At 73.8% G+C, this 17,024-nt stretch carries 19 protein-coding genes; 9 read left to right on the forward strand and 10 right to left on the reverse strand.

Annotation, left to right across the window (positions count from 1 at the left end; all coding sequences use genetic code 11):
• Window positions 1-119: 119 nt before the first annotated feature.
• Window positions 120-260, reverse strand: coding sequence for a hypothetical protein (locus tag DEF28_RS27960; protein ID WP_181874190.1), 141 nt, complete (start codon window positions 258-260; stop codon window positions 120-122).
• Window positions 261-740: 480 nt separating this feature from the next.
• Here DEF28_RS27960 and DEF28_RS04940 point away from each other — a divergent pair, with 480 nt between their 5' ends.
• Complete coding sequence (locus DEF28_RS04940; RefSeq protein WP_114396095.1) at window positions 741-1,013, forward strand: hypothetical protein; 273 nt, start codon at window positions 741-743, stop codon at window positions 1,011-1,013.
• Here the strand turns inward: DEF28_RS04940 and DEF28_RS04945 are convergent.
• From DEF28_RS04945 to DEF28_RS28785, 3 genes are all read right to left on the reverse strand, one after another.
• Window positions 981-1,367 (reverse strand): hypothetical protein, encoded by a 387-nt coding sequence (locus DEF28_RS04945; RefSeq protein ID WP_114396096.1) that lies wholly within the window; start codon window positions 1,365-1,367, stop codon window positions 981-983. The genes DEF28_RS04940 and DEF28_RS04945 overlap by 33 nt on opposite strands.
• 433 nt (window positions 1,368-1,800) lie before the next feature.
• Window positions 1,801-2,568 (reverse strand): DUF1963 domain-containing protein, encoded by a 768-nt coding sequence (locus DEF28_RS04950; protein WP_114396097.1) that lies wholly within the window; start codon window positions 2,566-2,568, stop codon window positions 1,801-1,803.
• A 202-nt stretch (window positions 2,569-2,770) separates the two neighbouring features.
• Window positions 2,771-4,669, reverse strand: coding sequence for a hypothetical protein (locus DEF28_RS28785; RefSeq protein ID WP_158562764.1), 1,899 nt, complete (start codon window positions 4,667-4,669; stop codon window positions 2,771-2,773).
• Window positions 4,670-4,907: 238 nt separating this feature from the next.
• Between DEF28_RS28785 and DEF28_RS04965 the strand changes: the two genes are divergently transcribed.
• On the forward strand, window positions 4,908-5,831 hold the full coding sequence (locus DEF28_RS04965; protein ID WP_114396099.1) for a hypothetical protein: 924 nt from the start codon (window positions 4,908-4,910) through the stop codon (window positions 5,829-5,831).
• A gap of 24 nt (window positions 5,832-5,855) precedes the next feature.
• Here DEF28_RS04965 and DEF28_RS04970 read toward each other — a convergent pair whose 3' ends face one another.
• Window positions 5,856-6,038 (reverse strand): DUF397 domain-containing protein, encoded by a 183-nt coding sequence (locus tag DEF28_RS04970; RefSeq protein ID WP_114396100.1) that lies wholly within the window; start codon window positions 6,036-6,038, stop codon window positions 5,856-5,858.
• Window positions 6,035-6,841, reverse strand: coding sequence for a helix-turn-helix domain-containing protein (locus DEF28_RS04975; protein WP_114396101.1), 807 nt, complete (start codon window positions 6,839-6,841; stop codon window positions 6,035-6,037). The genes DEF28_RS04970 and DEF28_RS04975 overlap by 4 nt, the downstream gene beginning before the upstream one ends.
• Window positions 6,842-7,021: 180 nt before the next feature.
• On the opposite strand from DEF28_RS04975, the gene DEF28_RS04980 reads away from it, so the two are divergent.
• Both DEF28_RS04980 and DEF28_RS04985 read left to right on the forward strand, forming a co-directional pair.
• A complete protein-coding gene (locus DEF28_RS04980; protein ID WP_114396102.1) occupies window positions 7,022-7,252 on the forward strand; it encodes a hypothetical protein in 231 nt (76 codons plus the stop codon).
• 47 nt (window positions 7,253-7,299) lie between these two features.
• A complete protein-coding gene (locus DEF28_RS04985; RefSeq protein ID WP_114396103.1) occupies window positions 7,300-7,533 on the forward strand; it encodes a hypothetical protein in 234 nt (77 codons plus the stop codon).
• A gap of 193 nt (window positions 7,534-7,726) precedes the next feature.
• Here DEF28_RS04985 and DEF28_RS04990 read toward each other — a convergent pair whose 3' ends face one another.
• Together DEF28_RS04990 and DEF28_RS04995 are read right to left on the reverse strand one after the other, a co-directional pair.
• Window positions 7,727-8,287, reverse strand: coding sequence for a S1 RNA-binding domain-containing protein (locus DEF28_RS04990; RefSeq protein ID WP_114396104.1), 561 nt, complete (start codon window positions 8,285-8,287; stop codon window positions 7,727-7,729).
• Window positions 8,288-8,432: 145 nt separating this feature from the next.
• Window positions 8,433-8,951 (reverse strand): NADPH-dependent FMN reductase, encoded by a 519-nt coding sequence (locus tag DEF28_RS04995; protein ID WP_114396105.1) that lies wholly within the window; start codon window positions 8,949-8,951, stop codon window positions 8,433-8,435.
• 564 nt (window positions 8,952-9,515) lie between these two features.
• Here DEF28_RS04995 and nagA point away from each other — a divergent pair.
• The gene (nagA, locus tag DEF28_RS05005; protein ID WP_114396106.1) at window positions 9,516-10,652 is read left to right on the forward strand and encodes an N-acetylglucosamine-6-phosphate deacetylase; all 1,137 of its coding nucleotides are present in this window, start codon (window positions 9,516-9,518) and stop codon (window positions 10,650-10,652) included.
• Between the two features lie 353 nt (window positions 10,653-11,005).
• On the opposite strand, the gene DEF28_RS27965 is transcribed toward nagA, so the two are convergent.
• Window positions 11,006-11,572 (reverse strand): hypothetical protein, encoded by a 567-nt coding sequence (locus DEF28_RS27965; RefSeq protein ID WP_181874191.1) that lies wholly within the window; start codon window positions 11,570-11,572, stop codon window positions 11,006-11,008.
• Window positions 11,573-11,809: 237 nt separating this feature from the next.
• On the opposite strand from DEF28_RS27965, the gene DEF28_RS05015 reads away from it, so the two are divergent.
• The gene (locus DEF28_RS05015) at window positions 11,810-12,643 is read left to right on the forward strand and encodes a hypothetical protein (RefSeq protein WP_147280055.1); all 834 of its coding nucleotides are present in this window, start codon (window positions 11,810-11,812) and stop codon (window positions 12,641-12,643) included.
• Between the two features lie 42 nt (window positions 12,644-12,685).
• Here DEF28_RS05015 and DEF28_RS05020 read toward each other — a convergent pair whose 3' ends face one another.
• A complete protein-coding gene (locus DEF28_RS05020) occupies window positions 12,686-13,615 on the reverse strand; it encodes an EamA family transporter (RefSeq protein ID WP_114396128.1) in 930 nt (309 codons plus the stop codon).
• A gap of 400 nt (window positions 13,616-14,015) precedes the next feature.
• Here DEF28_RS05020 and DEF28_RS05025 point away from each other — a divergent pair, with 400 nt between their 5' ends.
• The 3 genes from DEF28_RS05025 to DEF28_RS05035 all read left to right on the forward strand — a co-directional run bounded on the left by DEF28_RS05025 (window position 14,016) and on the right by DEF28_RS05035 (window position 16,734).
• Window positions 14,016-15,020: a LysR family transcriptional regulator gene (locus DEF28_RS05025; protein WP_114396108.1), complete on the forward strand. Its 1,005-nt coding sequence runs from the start codon at window positions 14,016-14,018 to the stop codon at window positions 15,018-15,020.
• Window positions 15,021-15,195: 175 nt separating this feature from the next.
• Window positions 15,196-16,242 (forward strand): aminotransferase class V-fold PLP-dependent enzyme, encoded by a 1,047-nt coding sequence (locus tag DEF28_RS05030; RefSeq protein ID WP_114396109.1) that lies wholly within the window; start codon window positions 15,196-15,198, stop codon window positions 16,240-16,242.
• A 183-nt stretch (window positions 16,243-16,425) separates the two neighbouring features.
• A complete protein-coding gene (locus DEF28_RS05035) occupies window positions 16,426-16,734 on the forward strand; it encodes a hypothetical protein (RefSeq protein WP_114396110.1) in 309 nt (102 codons plus the stop codon).
• Window positions 16,735-17,024: the final 290 nt, after the last annotated feature.

The raw sequence follows: 17,024 nt of genomic DNA on the forward strand, positions 1-17,024 counted from the left end.
CCTGTTCGGCCCGCGCACCCCGTCGAGCGGTCGGTCCGCGCGGCGGCGCCGGCCGGGGTGTCCGCACGGTGCCGCGGCGGCGACCGGGCGGCGCGCGACGGCCGCCCGGCCGGACCGGGTCAGCGTTCGCCGTAGTTGTACAGCGGCTCGGTCACCGGCTCCGTGGTGGAGGACGCGCCGCTGATGACGCTCGTGCCGATGAAGGTGAGTCCGCCCGCCAAGGCCGCGCCGATGGCGCAGGCGGCGATGAGCTTAATCACCGGGTGCTCTCCTTCCGGGTCTGCTCCGCGCGCCGGGCAGGCGCGGGCAGTGGAACGAGACTAGAACCTGATTCAGCGATTGACCAGAGGAGTGCCCCAACCGTGACGGTCCGACCGGCGGCCGTCCACCGGAAGGCCCACTCGTAATCCGCTGCCACATGGGCGTCCTCGGCGCTGAGCAGCGGTTGCCGCGGGCCGCCGCACGCGCGGCAGGCGCCGCCGAGACGGAGGAATAACGCGTTCTCGTACGCCGGACCTAGGGGAGTCGGGGCAGCCGCAGCACACCGCGCGCCCCCAGACCGCCCAGGACCGGCGGACGCCGGGTCCACCGTTCCGCCGGCCGTTGCCGGATCGCGGTGTTCCGCTGTGAGAGCGGTTGTGCGCCTTGCTCGGGCCCGGTCGGAGGGTCGGACCACAAGCTGCCTTCCCAGGCCGAACGCGAGTCGGTCAAGGAGAAGGTGAAGCGGCTGCCGCGCCTGAATGCCGAGTCGGCGAAGCTCGCGACGGCCGTGGGGTGCTGATCGGGGCGCCCCCGGCGACTGCGACGCCGCAGCCGGCGACCTCGCCCAGGCGTGGGAGCGCATCGAGCGCATCGTCCCGCGCGGCGAGCTGGCCGCGGCGCTGCGGGCGTTGGAGAAGATGCTGTCCGACCCCGATTCCGACGAGGACGAGGAGTGGCGGGCCGAACTGGTCAACCGCTTCGGTGGCGTGCGCGGCTTCCTACACGCTATAGGGCAGATAGCACTGGACTGAGTAGCGCCGGCTGATGAGAAAGCATGTCTGTTCGAGCCAGCGACCGTCAGCGCCGATCCGCTGGTACAGAATCCCATTGCCATCGCCGAATAGCGACACCGTAGGGACGTTGGCCTGCACCCCGTACTCCAAGACGATCGCGTGGCGTCTCGCGACGTCCCTGGCGATCGAGCGGCTCACCTCCGCCACAGCTTCTTCCCAGGAGCCGCAGCGCGTCGGGCTCTGCGCTCTATAGACGCCCGCCCGCCAGGTGACGATCCAGGAGACCGGCAACGGGATGCCCCTGGTATTGGCCGCCAGACGGCGGACTGTCGTCTGCACGGCTTCGACGGGTTCCAGGTCCGTCTCTACCACCTGCTCGGTACCGGAGTCGGCTTCCAGTCAGGGACGATGCCCTGGCGCGGAGTGGTAGCCCAACCGCTTGTGGACGGCGACGAGGCCACCGGCCAGCACCGCCAACCCCACAAGCGTCACGCCGGTGAGGGCCAGACCAACGAGCGCTATCGCGTTTGTCATCCGCACCCCGGTCAAGGCACTGCTCGCCTGACCGGAGGCTGTCCCCCGGCCGCAGACGGAACCTGTGGCGGCAACCGTGGGGGACTCCGCCAGGTAGGCCGGCTATTCCGACGAGGAACACGAGCGTCCCGAGCGCCATTCTGCGGCAGAACTTCGGACAGCGACACCGCTTTCCGGATCCGGCAGCGCCGCCTGCCGTCACACCTGCTCGCGGTCCGGGCGGCGGGCCGGTCGGTGCCCGGCCGCGCCATCCGCTGAGCGGGGACGGGGCTCATTCAGGCGGGTACATCTCCAGCCGCACCTTCGCCCGGTCGAACCTGCCCTCAGCGATGTCCTCGGGGCGCATCAGCCAGAAGATCGTGCCCATCGACGACTTGTCGTCGCGCGCCGGAATGTGCGCCTGGGCGAGCAGCCGCCACGGTCTGTCATCGCCGCCGGGGTAGGGCGGCAGGCACGGGTCGTCCCAGATGGGGGAGGCGTGCCCGCCCAGCGTCAGTTCACCGGCCGAGGAGTTGTCGTAGCCGATGTCGCCGAGCTCCTCCCACATCTGGGCGCGCTCCTCGTCCGACTCGATGACGTCGTGCCCGGCGGACGGGAGGTTCCAGGCGGGGTGCCCGTGCAGGGGGAACGGCTCGCTGACGTAGGCGGCGTGCCCTGCGTCGGGCTCCCGTTCGGCGGTCGGAGTTCCGGCGGGGACGTAGACGATCCGTCCCTCGGTGTCCTCGGAGTCGTCCCCCCATTCGGGTTCGTCCTTGTTGCCGAAGAACAGCAGGTGCCCGTCCTTGGGCAGCGGGAGGTCGAGCACGTCACCGGGCAGTGCCGCGCAGTCGACCGAGGCGAAGAAGTGCGGATAGCTGGACCACTCGACGTCCGGCGGAAGCAGCGGCAGCCCGCCGTACTGTCCGACGACGGGGCCGGGGCTGTGCTCCCTCGGCCGCAGTTCGATCTGCGGCAGCGCGAACCGCAGAGCCCACTCGATCGTGGCTTCGGCGACTCCGTACTCGGTCGCGTGCGCGCGGAACTCCTGGCGTCTGTCCATAGCGTCTGGAGTGTGCCACACACCGCTGACAGCACGGGAGTCCGCTACCGAAGCTCGGGCGCCGTTCCCTGTGCTGACGCACGACGGAGGGAGTTGACCGGCATGCCGCACTCCTCCGTGCTGCGCCGGGCTACCCAGTGGCGCGCGAGGTGAGGGCCGGCGGCCCCGGCCGGCGCCCCGCCTCCGGAGGGGTTCGGCGCGCTCACCGCTCCCCGCGCGCGGTGGACCTCCGGCCCCGGACGGCCGCCCATGCAGCCGCCGCCCCCGCCCAGAGCAGCGCCGAGCCGGTGACCGCCCACGCGGCCGTCACCGCCCCCGGCAGGTCGTCCGGGACCGCCGTCACGTGGCGGTCCGCGATACGGAGCAGCGCGAACCGAGGCCCCTCGTGGACCACCTGGACGTCCGGCCCCGGGTCGGGCCAGGCGGCGCCCGGGGCGGCGTCCACCGCCCGGGCCAGCGCTGTCCGGTCCACCAGGACGTAGCGGATACCGAGCGCGCCCAGTCGGCGGGGGACGTCGGGAGCGGGGTGCGCGGGCCAGCCACCAGCGACCAGGGGGGCCACGGCGCGGGCGGTCGGGTCCTCGCCGGCGATCTCGTACACCCGGCCGTCGGACGCCACCCGGAGGGCGTCGTTCCACACCACGCGCCGCGCGAACCCTTTGGTGGCCGGGTCGAGCGCCACGACGGTCCGGCCGCCGCCCGACCAGTCCAGCCCCCGGTAAGCGCTCCAGGGCAGCGTGAGCAGCGCCCCGGGCGCCGGGTCGCCGTCCACGGCCGCGCGGACCCGCGCCCACTCGGCGGGGTACTCGACGGCGACCAGCCGGCCGGCCGCTCCCCACGCCAGTCCCGGCACCAGGACCACCGGGAGCACCACCAGCAGCACGGCCGCCAGCGGCCCGGCGGCCCGCCCGAGGTCCGGGGACCGCCGCCGAGGTTCACGCTCCGGGCCGACGGTTCCGCCGCCCGGTTCCGGGCGCCGGAGGGCGTGCGCCAGCGCGGCGCAGCCGACCGCCTGGACGAGCGCGAGCGGCGCGACGTAGAGCTGGCCGTCGCGCAGGGGGCCGAACCCGGGCCAGGCGGTGATCAGGGCGGCGAGGACGGTCCGGCCGGTCTCCGTGGTCCCCACCGCGGCCACCGCGAACCCGGCCCCGGCCGCCACCGACAGGCCGCGCCCCAGCGGGGACGGGATGCGGCCGGTCCGGACCCACCAGGCCCACCCGGCGACAGCCGCCACGGCGAGGAGCAGCCGGCAGGTCGCGGGGAACAGGTGGCCGTGGCCGGCCGGTACCGCGTGGGCGTTCCAGATCCCGCCGAGTGTGAGCAGCGAACCGAGCGCACCGAACGGAGTGTCGGCGCGCGCCGCGAACAGCTCGACCGCCGCCGGGTCGGTCCGGACGTCGGCCGCCACCGCCGACAGGGCCGGGACCAGCCACGGCAGACTCACCGCGACCAGGGCCGCGCCGACCAGCGCGGTCCTGCGGAGGGCCGTCGGGACACGTCGCCACCACGGTCGTCTGCCGCCCCCACCCGCGAGCACCGCCATCGGTACAACCACCAGCGCGGACAGCAGCACCGAGGAGAACCCGCCCACCGCCGCCGGCAGCAGCGCGACGAGCATCCGGGGCAGGTCCCGGACCCGCTCCAGCCGAGCGGCGGCGGCCAGTACCCAGGGCAGGCCGGCGTAGCCGAGCAGCAGCGCCCACTGGCCGAGGAGCAGGCGTTCGGCGAGGTAGCCGTTCCAGACGTAGCACAGCGCGGCGGCCAGCCGGGGCACCAGGTACGGACCCGGCACCAACCGCGCCGCACCGGCCGCGCCGAGGGCGAAGACGGCGAGCAGCACGAGCGGTTGGACAGCGGCATCAGGGAGCAGCCGGGCGAGCACCGCCACGGCGGCGTCGCTGGGGACCGCACGCGGGAAGCCGTCCCCGGCGCCGAGCACCATCGGGGACAGGGGCGGGTCGGGCACGAACACCATGTCGTAGCGGAGGACGTAGCCGGCGCCAAGTGCGGGCCCAAGGGCCAGCGCCCCGGCCGCCGCGCCGAGCACGGCCGGCGACAGCCGAACGACCGCGGACAGCGCGCCCGAGCCGGTCCACCGCACGCCCGCCCCCTGCAAGAACTCGTTTCACCACGCCGTCGAGGACGGCCGTTCCGCCGCACCACCGTATCCGCCTGATCACACCGAACGCGGAGTGCACGACGTCTGCGGGCGACCCTTGACAGATTGGCCGAGACATAACAGGTTCTACTCCAGGGGATGCGCCCGGGCACCGCATGCGCGACTGCCCCCGTCTCCCATACCGTGAACGGGCGTATCCCCCGCGGAAAGGCGGCTCGACGTGATCGGTCTGGTCACGGCGCTGTGCTCCGCCGCGATCTACACCTGCGGACTCGTCATGGAGCAGCGCGCCCTGCACCGCGCTCCCGAACTCAGTCCGCGACACCCGATGAGGCTGGCCCGAACCCTGCTCGGCAACCGGCGCTGGCTGTGCGGCTGCCTGCTCGCCGCGATCGGCAGCGTGGGCCTGATCGTGTCACTGGGTCTGGCGCCGGTGTCGGTGGTCCAGCCCGCGTTCGCGGGCGGCGTCGCGACGGGCCTGCTGGTGGCGGCCCTGCTCCTCGGCGAACCGATCACCCGGGGCGAACGCCTGGCACTGGGCATGATGCCGCTCGCACTACTGCTCCTCGCACTGTCCAGCAGCGAGGCGGCGGACCCCGGCCGCACCGCCGACCAGCCGCTGCTGCTCGCGGCCAGCCTGGGGTCGCTGCCTGCGGCCATGGCCATCGCCCTGCTCGCTGGCGCGCGGCGCACGTCCGCCGCCATGTCCGCCGTCCTGCTGGCGGTGGCGGCTGGGCTGGCCCAGGGGACGGCGGGGCTCCAGGGCAAGGGGCTCGGCGGCCTGCTGGCCGACCACGGCCCGATCGGCGCGGTCCTGCCCGCGCTGCTCTCCCCGTTCCCGTACCTGTACGCACTGGGCTGGGCGGTGGGGATCGCGCTGTTCCAGACCTCCATGCAGCGGACGCGCGCCACGGTCACCACACCCGTGGCGAACGTGGTCGGCAACGTGGTCACGGTGCTGTTCGGCACGCTCGTCTTCGCCGAGACGCTGCCCACCGAGCCGCTTCCCCTCGCCCTGCGCCTGACCGGACTGGGACTGACGCTGCTCGTGGTCGCGCTGGTCCGGGGGCAGGCAGGGCAGGCGGCGGCGCAGACGGCCCGACAGCGCGGCGCCACACCCGCCAGGCTCACCGACGGCGCATAGGAGCGGGGGTCAGGCGGTCAGGCGTCAGAGGTGGTCCGCCTTCAGGGTGGTGAGGAAGGCGGACCATTCGGGGGCGGGGAAGTCCAGACGAGCAAGTTCACGGTGCCGGGTGTCCCGGACGCTGGTGACGGGGCCTTCGGCGACCTCAACGCAGTTGCCGGTGCTTCCACCGCTGTAGCTCGACTTGTGCCACCGTGAGCCGTTCATTGGTCACCTTTCCTGATCTTCTGCAGCATCGCCACCGACGCGGTAGGCGACAACGCCTCAGCCTGTAGCGCACCGTAGAGCTTGGAGCATCGGCGGACTCCCTCGGGGTTGTCCACGATCTCCTCTCCTACGAGGTGCTCAGCCAACGCCACGGCTGCCCTGTCGGTGAAACTGAGGATACGAAGCCCCCCGCTCATGCCTGGATGCTGGGGAGCATGCTGGGGGATGATCTGCAGCCGGATTGTCCCGTCCTCGATCAGGGACAGAACGCGGTCTAGTTGGCAGTTCATGATCCGCGTATCGCCGACCACCCGCCTTAGCGCGAACTCGTCCACCACGAACCAGAGAAAGACACCCTCCTGTAGAGAGCGCAAGCGTGATACTCGGGCCTCAACGTCGCGCTCGATGACCTCATCCGGGTCCCATAGCCTCCCCGCGCGCATGGCGGTACGAGCGTAGTCGGCAGTCTGCAGCAATCCAGGTATGAGGACCATCTGGTATTCCCGGATCTCGACAGCGGCGCGCTCCAGCAAACTGATGTCACGCCACCATTCAGGAACACCGAGACTGTCGTTGAGGTCGAGCCACAGCCGCGTCAACGTGCCACCTGTGGAGAGAGCAGCATCCAGAGCCTCCGCATATTCCCGCTTCGGAGCTCGTGTCCCATTCTCGATGGCCGAGATCAGCGAGTCGGACATATTGACACTGCCCCCCAGCCTCACCTGCGTTATTCCAGCCCCCGAGCGGAGGCGTTTCACCTCAGCCCCGAACCGCGCCCATACTCGACTTTCTTTTTGCACCATTCCACGTTTCTAGCCGAGAGCTCCACGAGATTCCACACAGTCAACGGCATCGCACAGGAATGTAGCGACTATGGGCAGGTCAGCTCGCCTTGGGCATTGTGGAGTACCGAAACGAAAAAACCCTCGCGACGGGTCACCACCGTCCGAGGGCACGGCCTCCACCTATGCAGAGGTGCAGACATGGAGAATGGTACCTTCCCGACACCCCACCCCGAATCCGCGACCCAGGATGCGCATTATGCCGCTTTTCTCGCGGTCGCCGCCGCTTTCCTCACCGGCTATCGCCTGGAACGGTGCTCCGTCCCCGACGGCTGGGAGTACACCGTCCGCACGCCGGACGGCGTCGTCCACACCCGTTGGCGGCTGGCCGACGTCCAGCGCATCCTCGCGGCCGTCCGGGGCCCGCGGTGAGCCCGGGGGCACGGCCCGGCGCGCGTGTTCGGACCTACCTGCCCGGCGTGCCCGGCCGGTTCGCCGATTATCCGGTGTTCGCCGCCGTGGCCGCCCGGCACCACGCCCGCTGGGAGGTCACCCACCACGAGGGCGAGCCGGTCCCCTACCGCGCCCGGCACCGGACTTGCGAGATCACGCTGGCCAGCGACGACGTGGAGATCCTGGGCTTCGCGCTGTCGGCCTTCGAGCCGGCCTCCTACGTCCGCCCCTACGCCCCGCGAGCGGAGGAGGCGCGATGAACCGGCCGCACCGCACGTTGATCTGGTACGGCCGGCACACCCGCCGCTGGTGGGCACTGCACGCCGGGCGGCTCTGGGAGGCCGCCACGCGCGCGGAACTCACCGCCGCGCTCGGCCGCGCGCCCGGACCCGGCATCGTTAGCGCGCCGAATCGGATCACTCGCGGGTAAGGCGTCCCGTGGCCCGGGGACGGCTACCGCCGTTGGGAGAACGTCAGCCTGCGGCGTGCCCGGTCGATCCCGGTGACCACGACCGTGATCTCGTCCCCGACCTGGACCACGTCCGACGGGTCCACCACCGGCGTGCGCGTGGGTTCCCGCAGCGGAACCAGTCCCTCGACGCCCTCGGCGACCCGCACGAAGAACCCGAACGGGACCAGCTTGGTGACCCGTCCCGGTAGCTCCCGCCCCACCGCGACGCGGTCGGCGAACGTCTGGAACGGGTCCGGCCGCGTCGCCCGCAACGACAGCCGGGCCTCCAGGTTCCAGGTGTCGAACTGGAGGAACCGGCCCCAGACGCGCTGCCCGACCTGGACGACGTCCGAGGCCGCCTTGATGCGCGACCAGGACAACTCGGGGATGGTCACGAACCCGACGCCCGGGAAGACCGGGTGGCCGGGGCCATCGTCCAAGGCCACGAACACGCCGAAGCGCTCGATCGCCGCGACGGTGCCGGAAAGGAGCTGGCCCTGGTGCAGTGACTCCAGGAACGCCCAGAGTTCCGGGTGCTCCGACCGCCCGCCCACGCCGCCCATGGCGCCCAGCCTCCCACGCGGAGTCCCGGGCCGGGGCGGCGCGCCCGGCCGCTGCGGTCACGGCATCGGCCGGACCCCCACCGCAGTTCGCCCGCGCGGCCGTCCCGCAGGCCGCGCGGGCGGACGTGCGCCGCGTGGCAGGGGCTCAGACGCTGACCGCGAACGCCTGGCGCAGCGCCGGGGACGCGACCTCCGCCCAGGCGGCGACGACCTCCGCCGGCTCGGCCAGCTCGCTGCGGGCCAGCAGCAGGCCCGGCTCGGCGACCCACGCGCCCAGGTCGGAGAGCAGCAGCCGCAGGTCCTCCTCGACCGTCCGCCCGTTGCGCAGGTCGTCCACGACGGCCAGCGGCACGGCGACGGTGTGGGCGAGCGCCAGCTCCGGCAGCCGGTCCACGAACACCTTCAGCAGGCCGGTGTAGCTGCCGTGCGCCTGCGGCGAGGCCACGAGCAGGACGTCGCTGGCGGCGACCCGGCGCAGCGCGTCGCGCACGTCGCTGCCGGCGTCGGGGGCGAGCAGCGCCGGTCCCAGCTCGGCGAGGTCGATCACCTCCACGGCGGCGTCGACGTCCGTGGCGGCGGCGATGGTGCCGGCGGCGTGCAGGGCGGCGGAGCGGACGGCGGAACGGGCGTCCGGGGCGGCGACGAGCACGGTGAAGCGGGTCATGGTGATCTCCTGGTGAGAGCGGCGCGGCGGCCGGGGGAACGTAGCGCTGAGGGTCGACGGGGCCGGGAACTCCGGTGTTCGCGGCCGGAGGGCGTCAGGCGCGCTGAGGCGCGCCGGGGGGACAGAACGCTGGTCGAATGGGCAGGACGTTCCCATCGGCCCCGAAGACGGGAGGCCGACGCCAGGGATCACATGGACCGAGGCCGGTGCGGCCGGGCGATCGAGCGCCGCGGGAGTCCTGGGCGGTACAGGGCGGACGGCCCTGTCACGTGCACTCAGCTACGACAGAGGGCGCTCGCCTGCTGTCGGAGATCGACATGCAGGCGCTGGACGAGCAGCTCACCGGCGGTCATTGCACCATCATGAGCGGGCGCCGCCGCTATCGTCAATGCGCGGCGGGCGGTTTTGTCGGCGGCGGCGGGCCGATGCCGGTCACGGGGGCGGGGACAGCGGCCGGGGAATCGGCGCACGCCACGCGGGTTCTCCTGGGGTTCCCCGACCCGCCTGTTGGACCGGTCGGCGCGGCGCCGCATGATGTGTGGTATCCGGCACAGGAGGCGGCAGATGGTCTTGGTGACGAACGCACGGCTGGTGACCCCCGATGGCGTGCAGGACGGCTGGTTGCGCGCGGAGCGCGGCCGGATCGCGGCGCTCGGCGCCGGTGCGCCGCCGGACGGCGCCGCCGGCACCGACCTGGGCGGGCGCTGGGTGCTGCCCGGCGGGGTGGACGTCCACGTGCACGGCGGCGCGGGCGCCGCCTTCACCGACGCCGACCCGGAGCGAGCGCGCGCGATCGTGGAGTTCAACCGGCGGAGCGGTGTCACCTCGGTCGTGGGCGGCCTGGTGGCGGCCACCCCGGAGGACACGCTGCGGCAGATCGCCGCGCTGGCCGAGCTGGCCGACTCCGGAGAGCTGGCCGGGATCTACCTGGAGGGGCCGTTCATCGCGCGCTCCCGGTGCGGCGCCCACGACCCGGCGCTGCTGCGGGATCCGGACCTGCGGGAGTTCGACCGCATGCTCAAGGCGGGGCGCGGGCACGTCCGGATGATCACCGTGGCGCCGGAGCTGCCGGGCGCGCTGGAGCTGATCCGGGCCGCGGCTGGGCAGGGGGTGGTGGCCGCTGTCGGCCACACCGACGCGGAGTACGACACGGCGCGGGCCGCGTTCGACGCCGGGGCCACGGTCGCCACGCACCTGTTCAACGCGATGCGCCCGCTGCACCATCGCGAGCCGGGCCCGATCGCCGCCGCGCTGACCGACGAGCGGGTCACGGTGGAGCTGATCAACGACGGCGTCCACGTGCACCCGGCGGCCGTCCGCATGGCGTTCCAGGCGGCCGGTCCGGAGCGCGTCGCGCTGGTCACCGACGCGATGGCGGCGACGGGCCTGGGCGACGGCGAGTACACCCTCGGCAAACTGCGCGTCCGGGTCGCGGACGGGCGGGCGATCGTGGTGGAGACGGGCGCGATCGCCAGCAGCACCATCGTGCTCCCGGACGCGGTCCGCCGGGCGGTCGACGAGGTCGGCGTTCCGGTGGCGGCGGCGGCGCGCGCGGCGTCGACCGTCCCGGCCCGGGCGCTCGGCCTGTCCGGAGTGGGCGAGCTGCGCCCGGGGTACCGGGCGGACCTCCTGGTGCTGGACGAGGATCTGGCCACGGCCGGCGTGCTGGCCGGCGGCGCGTGGGCGGTGCGGCCGGACTGAGGCCGATGCCGTCGGCCCATCAGTGCACCGGATTCCGGCCGTTCGGCGGCGCCGATGACCGCGTGGGGGTGCCGCGTGACCGGGACCGGCCGCCGATGCCGCGCGCTGTCGCGGGTGCCGGATGAGAGCCGCCCGTGGTTCGCCGTAGGTCGGGGCGCGGGCGCGGAGCGTCGTGACGGCGGAGCGGCCGTCGCCGGTGACGAGCGGGTACCGCGGCGAGCCGACCCGGCCGCGCCTGCTCGGTCGCGATGCCCGCCGCGGTGGTGTACCCGGGGCGCAGGCAGGCGGCGGCATCGGATAGCCGCCGCGCGCCCGCCCGCACCGCGAAGTGGACGAGATGCCCATGGAGCACCTCATCGCAATCGGGTCCGACGAGCTCCGCGCGGGCGAGTGCCGCATCCACGTTGCCGAGGCTGCCCGGCGGCGCGTGGCGGCCGCCCTCTCCGGCGAGCCAGCCGACGCCCCGGGGAACGGACGGCGATGGCGTTCGCGGTTCGACCCGTGCGGCGGGTGACGTTCGTGCGCACGGTGTGCGGCCTGCCGTAGTCGATCGTGTCGGCACGCCACGCCGCGGCGACGTCGGCCAGCGACAGCCGCGCGTAGGGGCCCTGCGGATCGTGCACGGCCGCGTACCCGCCGTCCACGGCGAGCACGATGAGGTAGCGGTCGGCACCGATCGGCCCCGCCTTGCCGGGCTGGTACCTGACGCGCCCCATCTCGACCGGGCCGACAAGGACCGAGCCGACGAGGACCGGGCCGTCGGCCAGGCGGGCGCGGAGGCGGTCGAGGGCGGCGTCGGCGTCGTCCTGGCCGGTGGTCTCCGCGGTCCAGCCGAAGACGGCCAGCGCGTCATCGATGCCGAGATCCGGATTCCGGCTGTACGGGTCGGGGAACGGCACCGAGCCGCCGATGAGCCGCATCCCGAAGGAGCTGCCGGTGGACCGTTTCGACCACGGCGGTACCGGGGGCGTCGCCGCCGAGCACCATGGTCAGGCAATTCGAGTAGCGGTAGGGCCCCGATCCGCGATAGTAAGTGTCGATCACGCCGCCATGGTGCCGGTTTTCCGGGGGAATTCACCATCGGCGGAAGGAGACGGGCGCACGGCGGACCCCGACCTTGACCGAACGCCGGCGCCGCCACCGCACACGAGGACGCGATGTCGAACATCTTGACCGCTCAAATGCGGATCCACGCGCGCCCCAGGCAGGTGATCGACCGGGCGGAGGCCGAGTGGATCGCCGAACAGGTGCTGGCCGACCGAGGGTCGTACTGGGTTCCCGTCGTGGTGACGCTCGCGCCGGACCGCCGCCGGGTCGACCTCCAGTACGGGAACGGCAAGGCCGCGGGCTGCGACTTCCTGTACGATCACGTCGGCCGGTATGCCGCGGCATGGCTGCGCGGGCACAACGAGGGTGACGAGAGCCGCGACTACATTTCCGGCCCCGATCCGGAGTCCCACGATGCGGAGTCGCGCCCCTGCCGGTACGGCTTCGACGAGGTCCGGGTCACCGCTCCTACGGGGGCACTCCCGGCCCCGCCCCCGGCCGGCCACGGGCCCGCCCCCTCATGGCAACGCCTTTCCGACAGCACATGGCGGCTGGCGGTGGAGGGCCACTACGTGACCGGCAACGACCGTGCGGACATGGAGGCCGGGCCGGTCCTCCGCGAGATCGTGTGGAACGCGCCGGCCATGGAGGTCCGTCCCGGCGGGCTGGTCACCCCGACGACACCGGCCTACCACGACTCCTCCTTCGCGTCCCTGTTCCCGCCGGAACTCGGCGCCCTCACCGGGGACGGATCCGCCTCCGGCGAGCCCATCGCGCAGCGGGTCGAGTTCCGCTGGCGGGGACGTGTGGTGCACCGCGTGCAGCAGGAGTACATGGAGATCCTCGACGAGTGGGACTGGGAGCATCGCAGCGCGGACGGGTGGGACAACTGCGTCGACCCGGGCTACCTCGCGGACGATCAGCGGCGAGTGGGCCGGGCGTGACGGGCCAAGAGCCCGCTTCCGGGCCTCCTCCGCCTCCGCGGGTCAGCGCCCGGAGCCGGGCGCCGCGCGTTCGGCGGCGGGGCGCTCGGGCTGCGCCCCCGCCGGCCCGGCGGCCCGCTGGCGGCCCGCGAAGGACGTGATCGCCACCCCGCCGATCAGGAGGACCGCCGCGACCATGCCCAGCCCGCTGACGTCCTCGCCGAGGAACAGCGCCGCCGAGCTCATCCCGAACACCGGAACGAGCAGCGAGAACGGGGCGACCATCGACGCGTCGTAGCGGCGGAGCAGGAAGCCCCAGGCGCCGAACCCGAAGACGGTCGCGCCCCAGGCGACGAAGCCGATCGCGCCGAGCCCGGCCAGGTCGATCGAGCGCAGCGCCGCCAGGTCGGCGGCCGGTCCCTCGAAGAGCAGGGACAGCACGATCAGCGGCACCGGCGGGACGAGGCTGACCCAGACCATCCAGCTCAGCGCGTCAGGCGGCGCGGCCCTGCGGGTCAGAACGTTGGACAGCCCCCAGAACGCGGCGGCCGCGATGACCAGTGCGAAGGCGCCGAGCGGGCCCGAGGCCCCCTGGTCGACGGCGGCGACGGCGATCCCGCCCAGGGCGACAGCCATGCCGAGCAGCCGCACCGGGCGGGGGCGCTCACGCAGCGCGGCGGCGGCGAACACCACGGTGAAGACCGCCTGGACCTGCAGGACGAGCGACGACAGACCCGCCGGCATCCCCTGGTGCATCGCGACGAACAGCAGCCCGAACTTCGCGACGCCCAGAGTCAGCCCGACCGCCGCGATCCAGCCGAAGGCGACCTTGGGCCGGGGCACCAGGAAGACGGCCGGGATCGCCGCGACCAGGAAGCGCAACGCGGAGAAGAGCAGTGGTGGGAAGTGGGCGAGCCCGACGTCGATGACAACGAAGTTCACCCCCCAGACCACGGCGACGAGGACGGCGAGAGCGGTGTGGGTGGGACGCACCAGGCCATCATGGGCGCGCTCCACCATTCAGCACCAGCGCGGATATCTGCATGGTTGGATGTAGTGAAGCTGAATGGTGGCGGCGCAGGGGCCGTCCTTCGGCGCCCGCGTCCGCGCAGCGCACGCCGGACCGACGCGGCCGGGCCGGGACCGCGGGGCCTTCCGCCAGGTTCGCATCGGCGCAACCGGAACCCGCGGCGCTCCTTCGCGCCCATCGTGGACGGCGCCGGTGGTGCTCTCGCGGCCCGGTGGCGCCCAGGCCGGCGCGGCGAACAGGCGGCGCGGGCCGGCCCCGGTTCCGGCCGCCGGGGCGGGAACGACCCGTTCACGGCCGCCGGTGGAGTCTCCGGCCGCGCCCGGGCCCGCTTCCGGGCCGCCGCACAACCTACGGAGGGACCTCATGCTGGACCTCGCGCGGCTGCGCGCGCTGCACGCGGTGCACACCCACGGCTCGGTCGTCGCCGCCGCCGCGGCGCTGGGATACACGCCCTCCGCCGTCTCCCAGCAGATCGCCAAGTTGGAACGCGAGACAGGTACCACGCTGCTGGAACGCCAGGGCCGCGGAGTGGCGCTGACCGACGCGGCGCAGCTGCTGGCGGCCACCGCCGAGCAGATGCTGACCCTCATGGAGCAGGCCGAGGTGGGCCTGGAGGAACGCCGCGGCCGACCCAGCGGACGGCTGACGGTGGCGGCGTTCCCGACCGGTGCCCGGGGCCTCCTGCCGCCCGTGCTCGCCGAGCTCGCCCGTGCCCACCCGGCGCTGGACGTGCGGCTGGTCGAGGAGGACCCGCACCGGTCGGTGGACCTGGTGTCCCGCGGTGTGGTCGACCTCGCGGTCGCCCACGACTGGGACGTCGCGCCGCTGCCCGCGCCGGACGGGTTGGACCGCGCGGTGATCGGCGCGGACGTCTGCGACGTCGTGCTGCCGGAGGACCACCCGCTGGCGGCGCACGCGACGCTGGTGCGCGAGGACCTCACCGCGGCCCGGTGGATCTGCCAGCCGCCGGGGACCGTGTGCCACGACTGGCTGATGCGCACACTCCGCGCCACCGGCACCGAACCCGACGTCGCCTACCACGTCGCCGAGTACCAGACCCAGCTCGCGCTGGTGGCGGCCGGTCTGGGGATCGCGCTGGTGCCCCGGCTCGGGCGCGAGGCGCTGCCGCCCGGAGCCGTGGTCCGTCCGCTCGTACCGGCCCCGGTGCGGGGGCTGTTCGCCGTGTGGCGCAGCGGTGCCGCCCGGCGCCCGGCGATCACCGAGACGGTGCGGCTGCTGCGCGCGCACCGGTCCGCGTCCGGAGGCGGGGAGGAGGGCGGTCGGGCGCGACGGTCCTCCGCCGAACCCGAGTCGCGGGGTCCCGCAGCGGCGCCCTCCCCGCACCCCGCACCGGGGGTGCCGGCGTAGCCCCGCCGTGGTGAGCGCCGCGCCGACGACCGCACCCCGCCGGCCCGACCGCTGAGGCGTCGGGCGGCCGCCCCGGCCGCCGTCGGCGGGGCAGCCGGCCCCGCCGCCTCGCGTGTCCGCCGGGAACCGGGGCCCGGCGCGCGCCGGACGGGCGCACTCTGGGAGTCTGGGCTCTATGGACCTCGGATCCGCACGGCAGCTCTGGGACGTCCGTTCGGCCTGGCTGAACACCGCGCAGTACGGGATCCCGCCCCGGCCGGCCCATGAGGCGCTGCAGGCGGCGGTGGACACCTGGCGGCACGGGACCGGCGGCCCGGGTGCGTGGGGCGCGGCCACGGAGACCGCGCGGGCGGCGTTCGCCGAGCTGGTGGGCGCCGTTCCGCAGGACATCGTGCACGGGTCGGCCACGTCCCAGATCCTGGGCACGGTCGCGGCGGCGGTCCCGGACGGCGCGCGGGTGGTCGTGCCGGAGGTGGAGTTCACCTCGAACCTGTATCCGTGGCTGGCGCAGGCCGACCGCGGGGTCGAGGTGGTCACCGTCCCGCTGGCGAAGCTGCCCGACGCCATCGACGCGCGCACCTGGCTGGTGGCGTTCAGCCTGGTGCAGTCGGCCGGCGGCGAGGTGGCGCCGGTGGCCGACGTCCTCGCTGCGGCACGCCAGCACGGCGCCATGGTCAGCGTGGACGCGACGCAGGGGCTGGGCTGGCTGCCGCTGGACGCGGCGGACTTCGACGCCGTGGTGTGCTCCTGCTACAAGTGGCTGATGGCCCCGCGCGGGATCGCGTTCGGCTACCTCTCGCCGCGGCTGCGCTCCGTGATGCGTCCGAACAACGCCGGGCCGATGGCCGCCGCGGACCCGATGGGCGCCTTCTACGGCCCGGACATGCGGCTGGCCGACGGCGCGTCGCGGTTCGACATCTCGCCGGGCTGGTTCGCGGCGGTGGGCGCCGCCGCGTCCATCTGGGTGCTGCTCGACGTGGGGGTCGAGCGCATCCAAGCGCACAACGTGGCGCTCGCCAACCGCTTCCTGGCCGGGCTGGACCTGCCGCCCGGCGAGTCGGCGATCGTCTCGGTTGACGCACCGCCCGGCGCGCTGGACCGGCTGGCCGCCGAGGGGATCTGGGTGTCGGAGCGCGACGGCCGGCTCCGGGTCGCCTGCCACGTCTACACCACCGAGGAGGACGTGGACCGCGCGGCTGCGGCGCTGCGCGCACCGCGCTGACCTGCGGTTCCGAGGCCGCAGGGGTGTCACGGCCGCCTGCCGCGGACGCTCCCGCCGCGCCGCCCTGCGGCGGGAGCGGGCGGCATCCAGGCATCGGCGTGTCGCCGTCACGTTCCGCACACATTCACACGTGAAACGTCACACTGGGTGAAGGATCAGTCGATTCGTTGTGAGGACATCACCATGACCTTCCCCAAACACGCGCGGCCGGCCGCGCCCCCACTCGCGCGCTCGGCCGAGCGCCGCCATCTCTCGGAGCTGGCCGCCGCGCTGACGCCCTACGGGGTGTGGGCTCGGGTCATCGAGGACGGCGCCCCGTTCCTCCGGGTGAGCAACCCGACCTCCAGCTGCGCCACCGAGGACGTCTCGTGCGAGCGGCGCGACCAGCACTACGCGTTCGTCACCACGTTCTGCCTGCAGCTGGGAACCAGCGACGACGTCCCGCGGGCGGCGCGGCGGACGGCATGGCTGGTCGGCGCCGCGGACCGCTGACCCCACGGCCGGCCCGGGCATCCGGTTCGTCAGGCGGACGCGCCCGCCTCCCCGTACGTCAGGCGGTGGACACGCACTGACGTCGAGTCGAGCGGTGTCCGCCGACCTCGCCTCACACGGCCCGGCGCGCGGATCCCGGGCGGCCAGGCCGCCCGCCCCGGCACGGCCCGGGCCCGCCGGACGCGCCGGGCCCGCCGTCCCGGCGGGCCCGTGAAACGACGAAGAGGCCGCGACCTGGTGGAACCAGGTTCACAGCCTCTTCGAGGCGGTCGTCGCGACGACGCGGCAAC

This window comes from Marinitenerispora sediminis (genome assembly GCF_003336425.1).
Classification (GTDB): domain Bacteria; phylum Actinomycetota; class Actinomycetes; order Streptosporangiales; family Streptosporangiaceae; genus Marinitenerispora; species Marinitenerispora sediminis.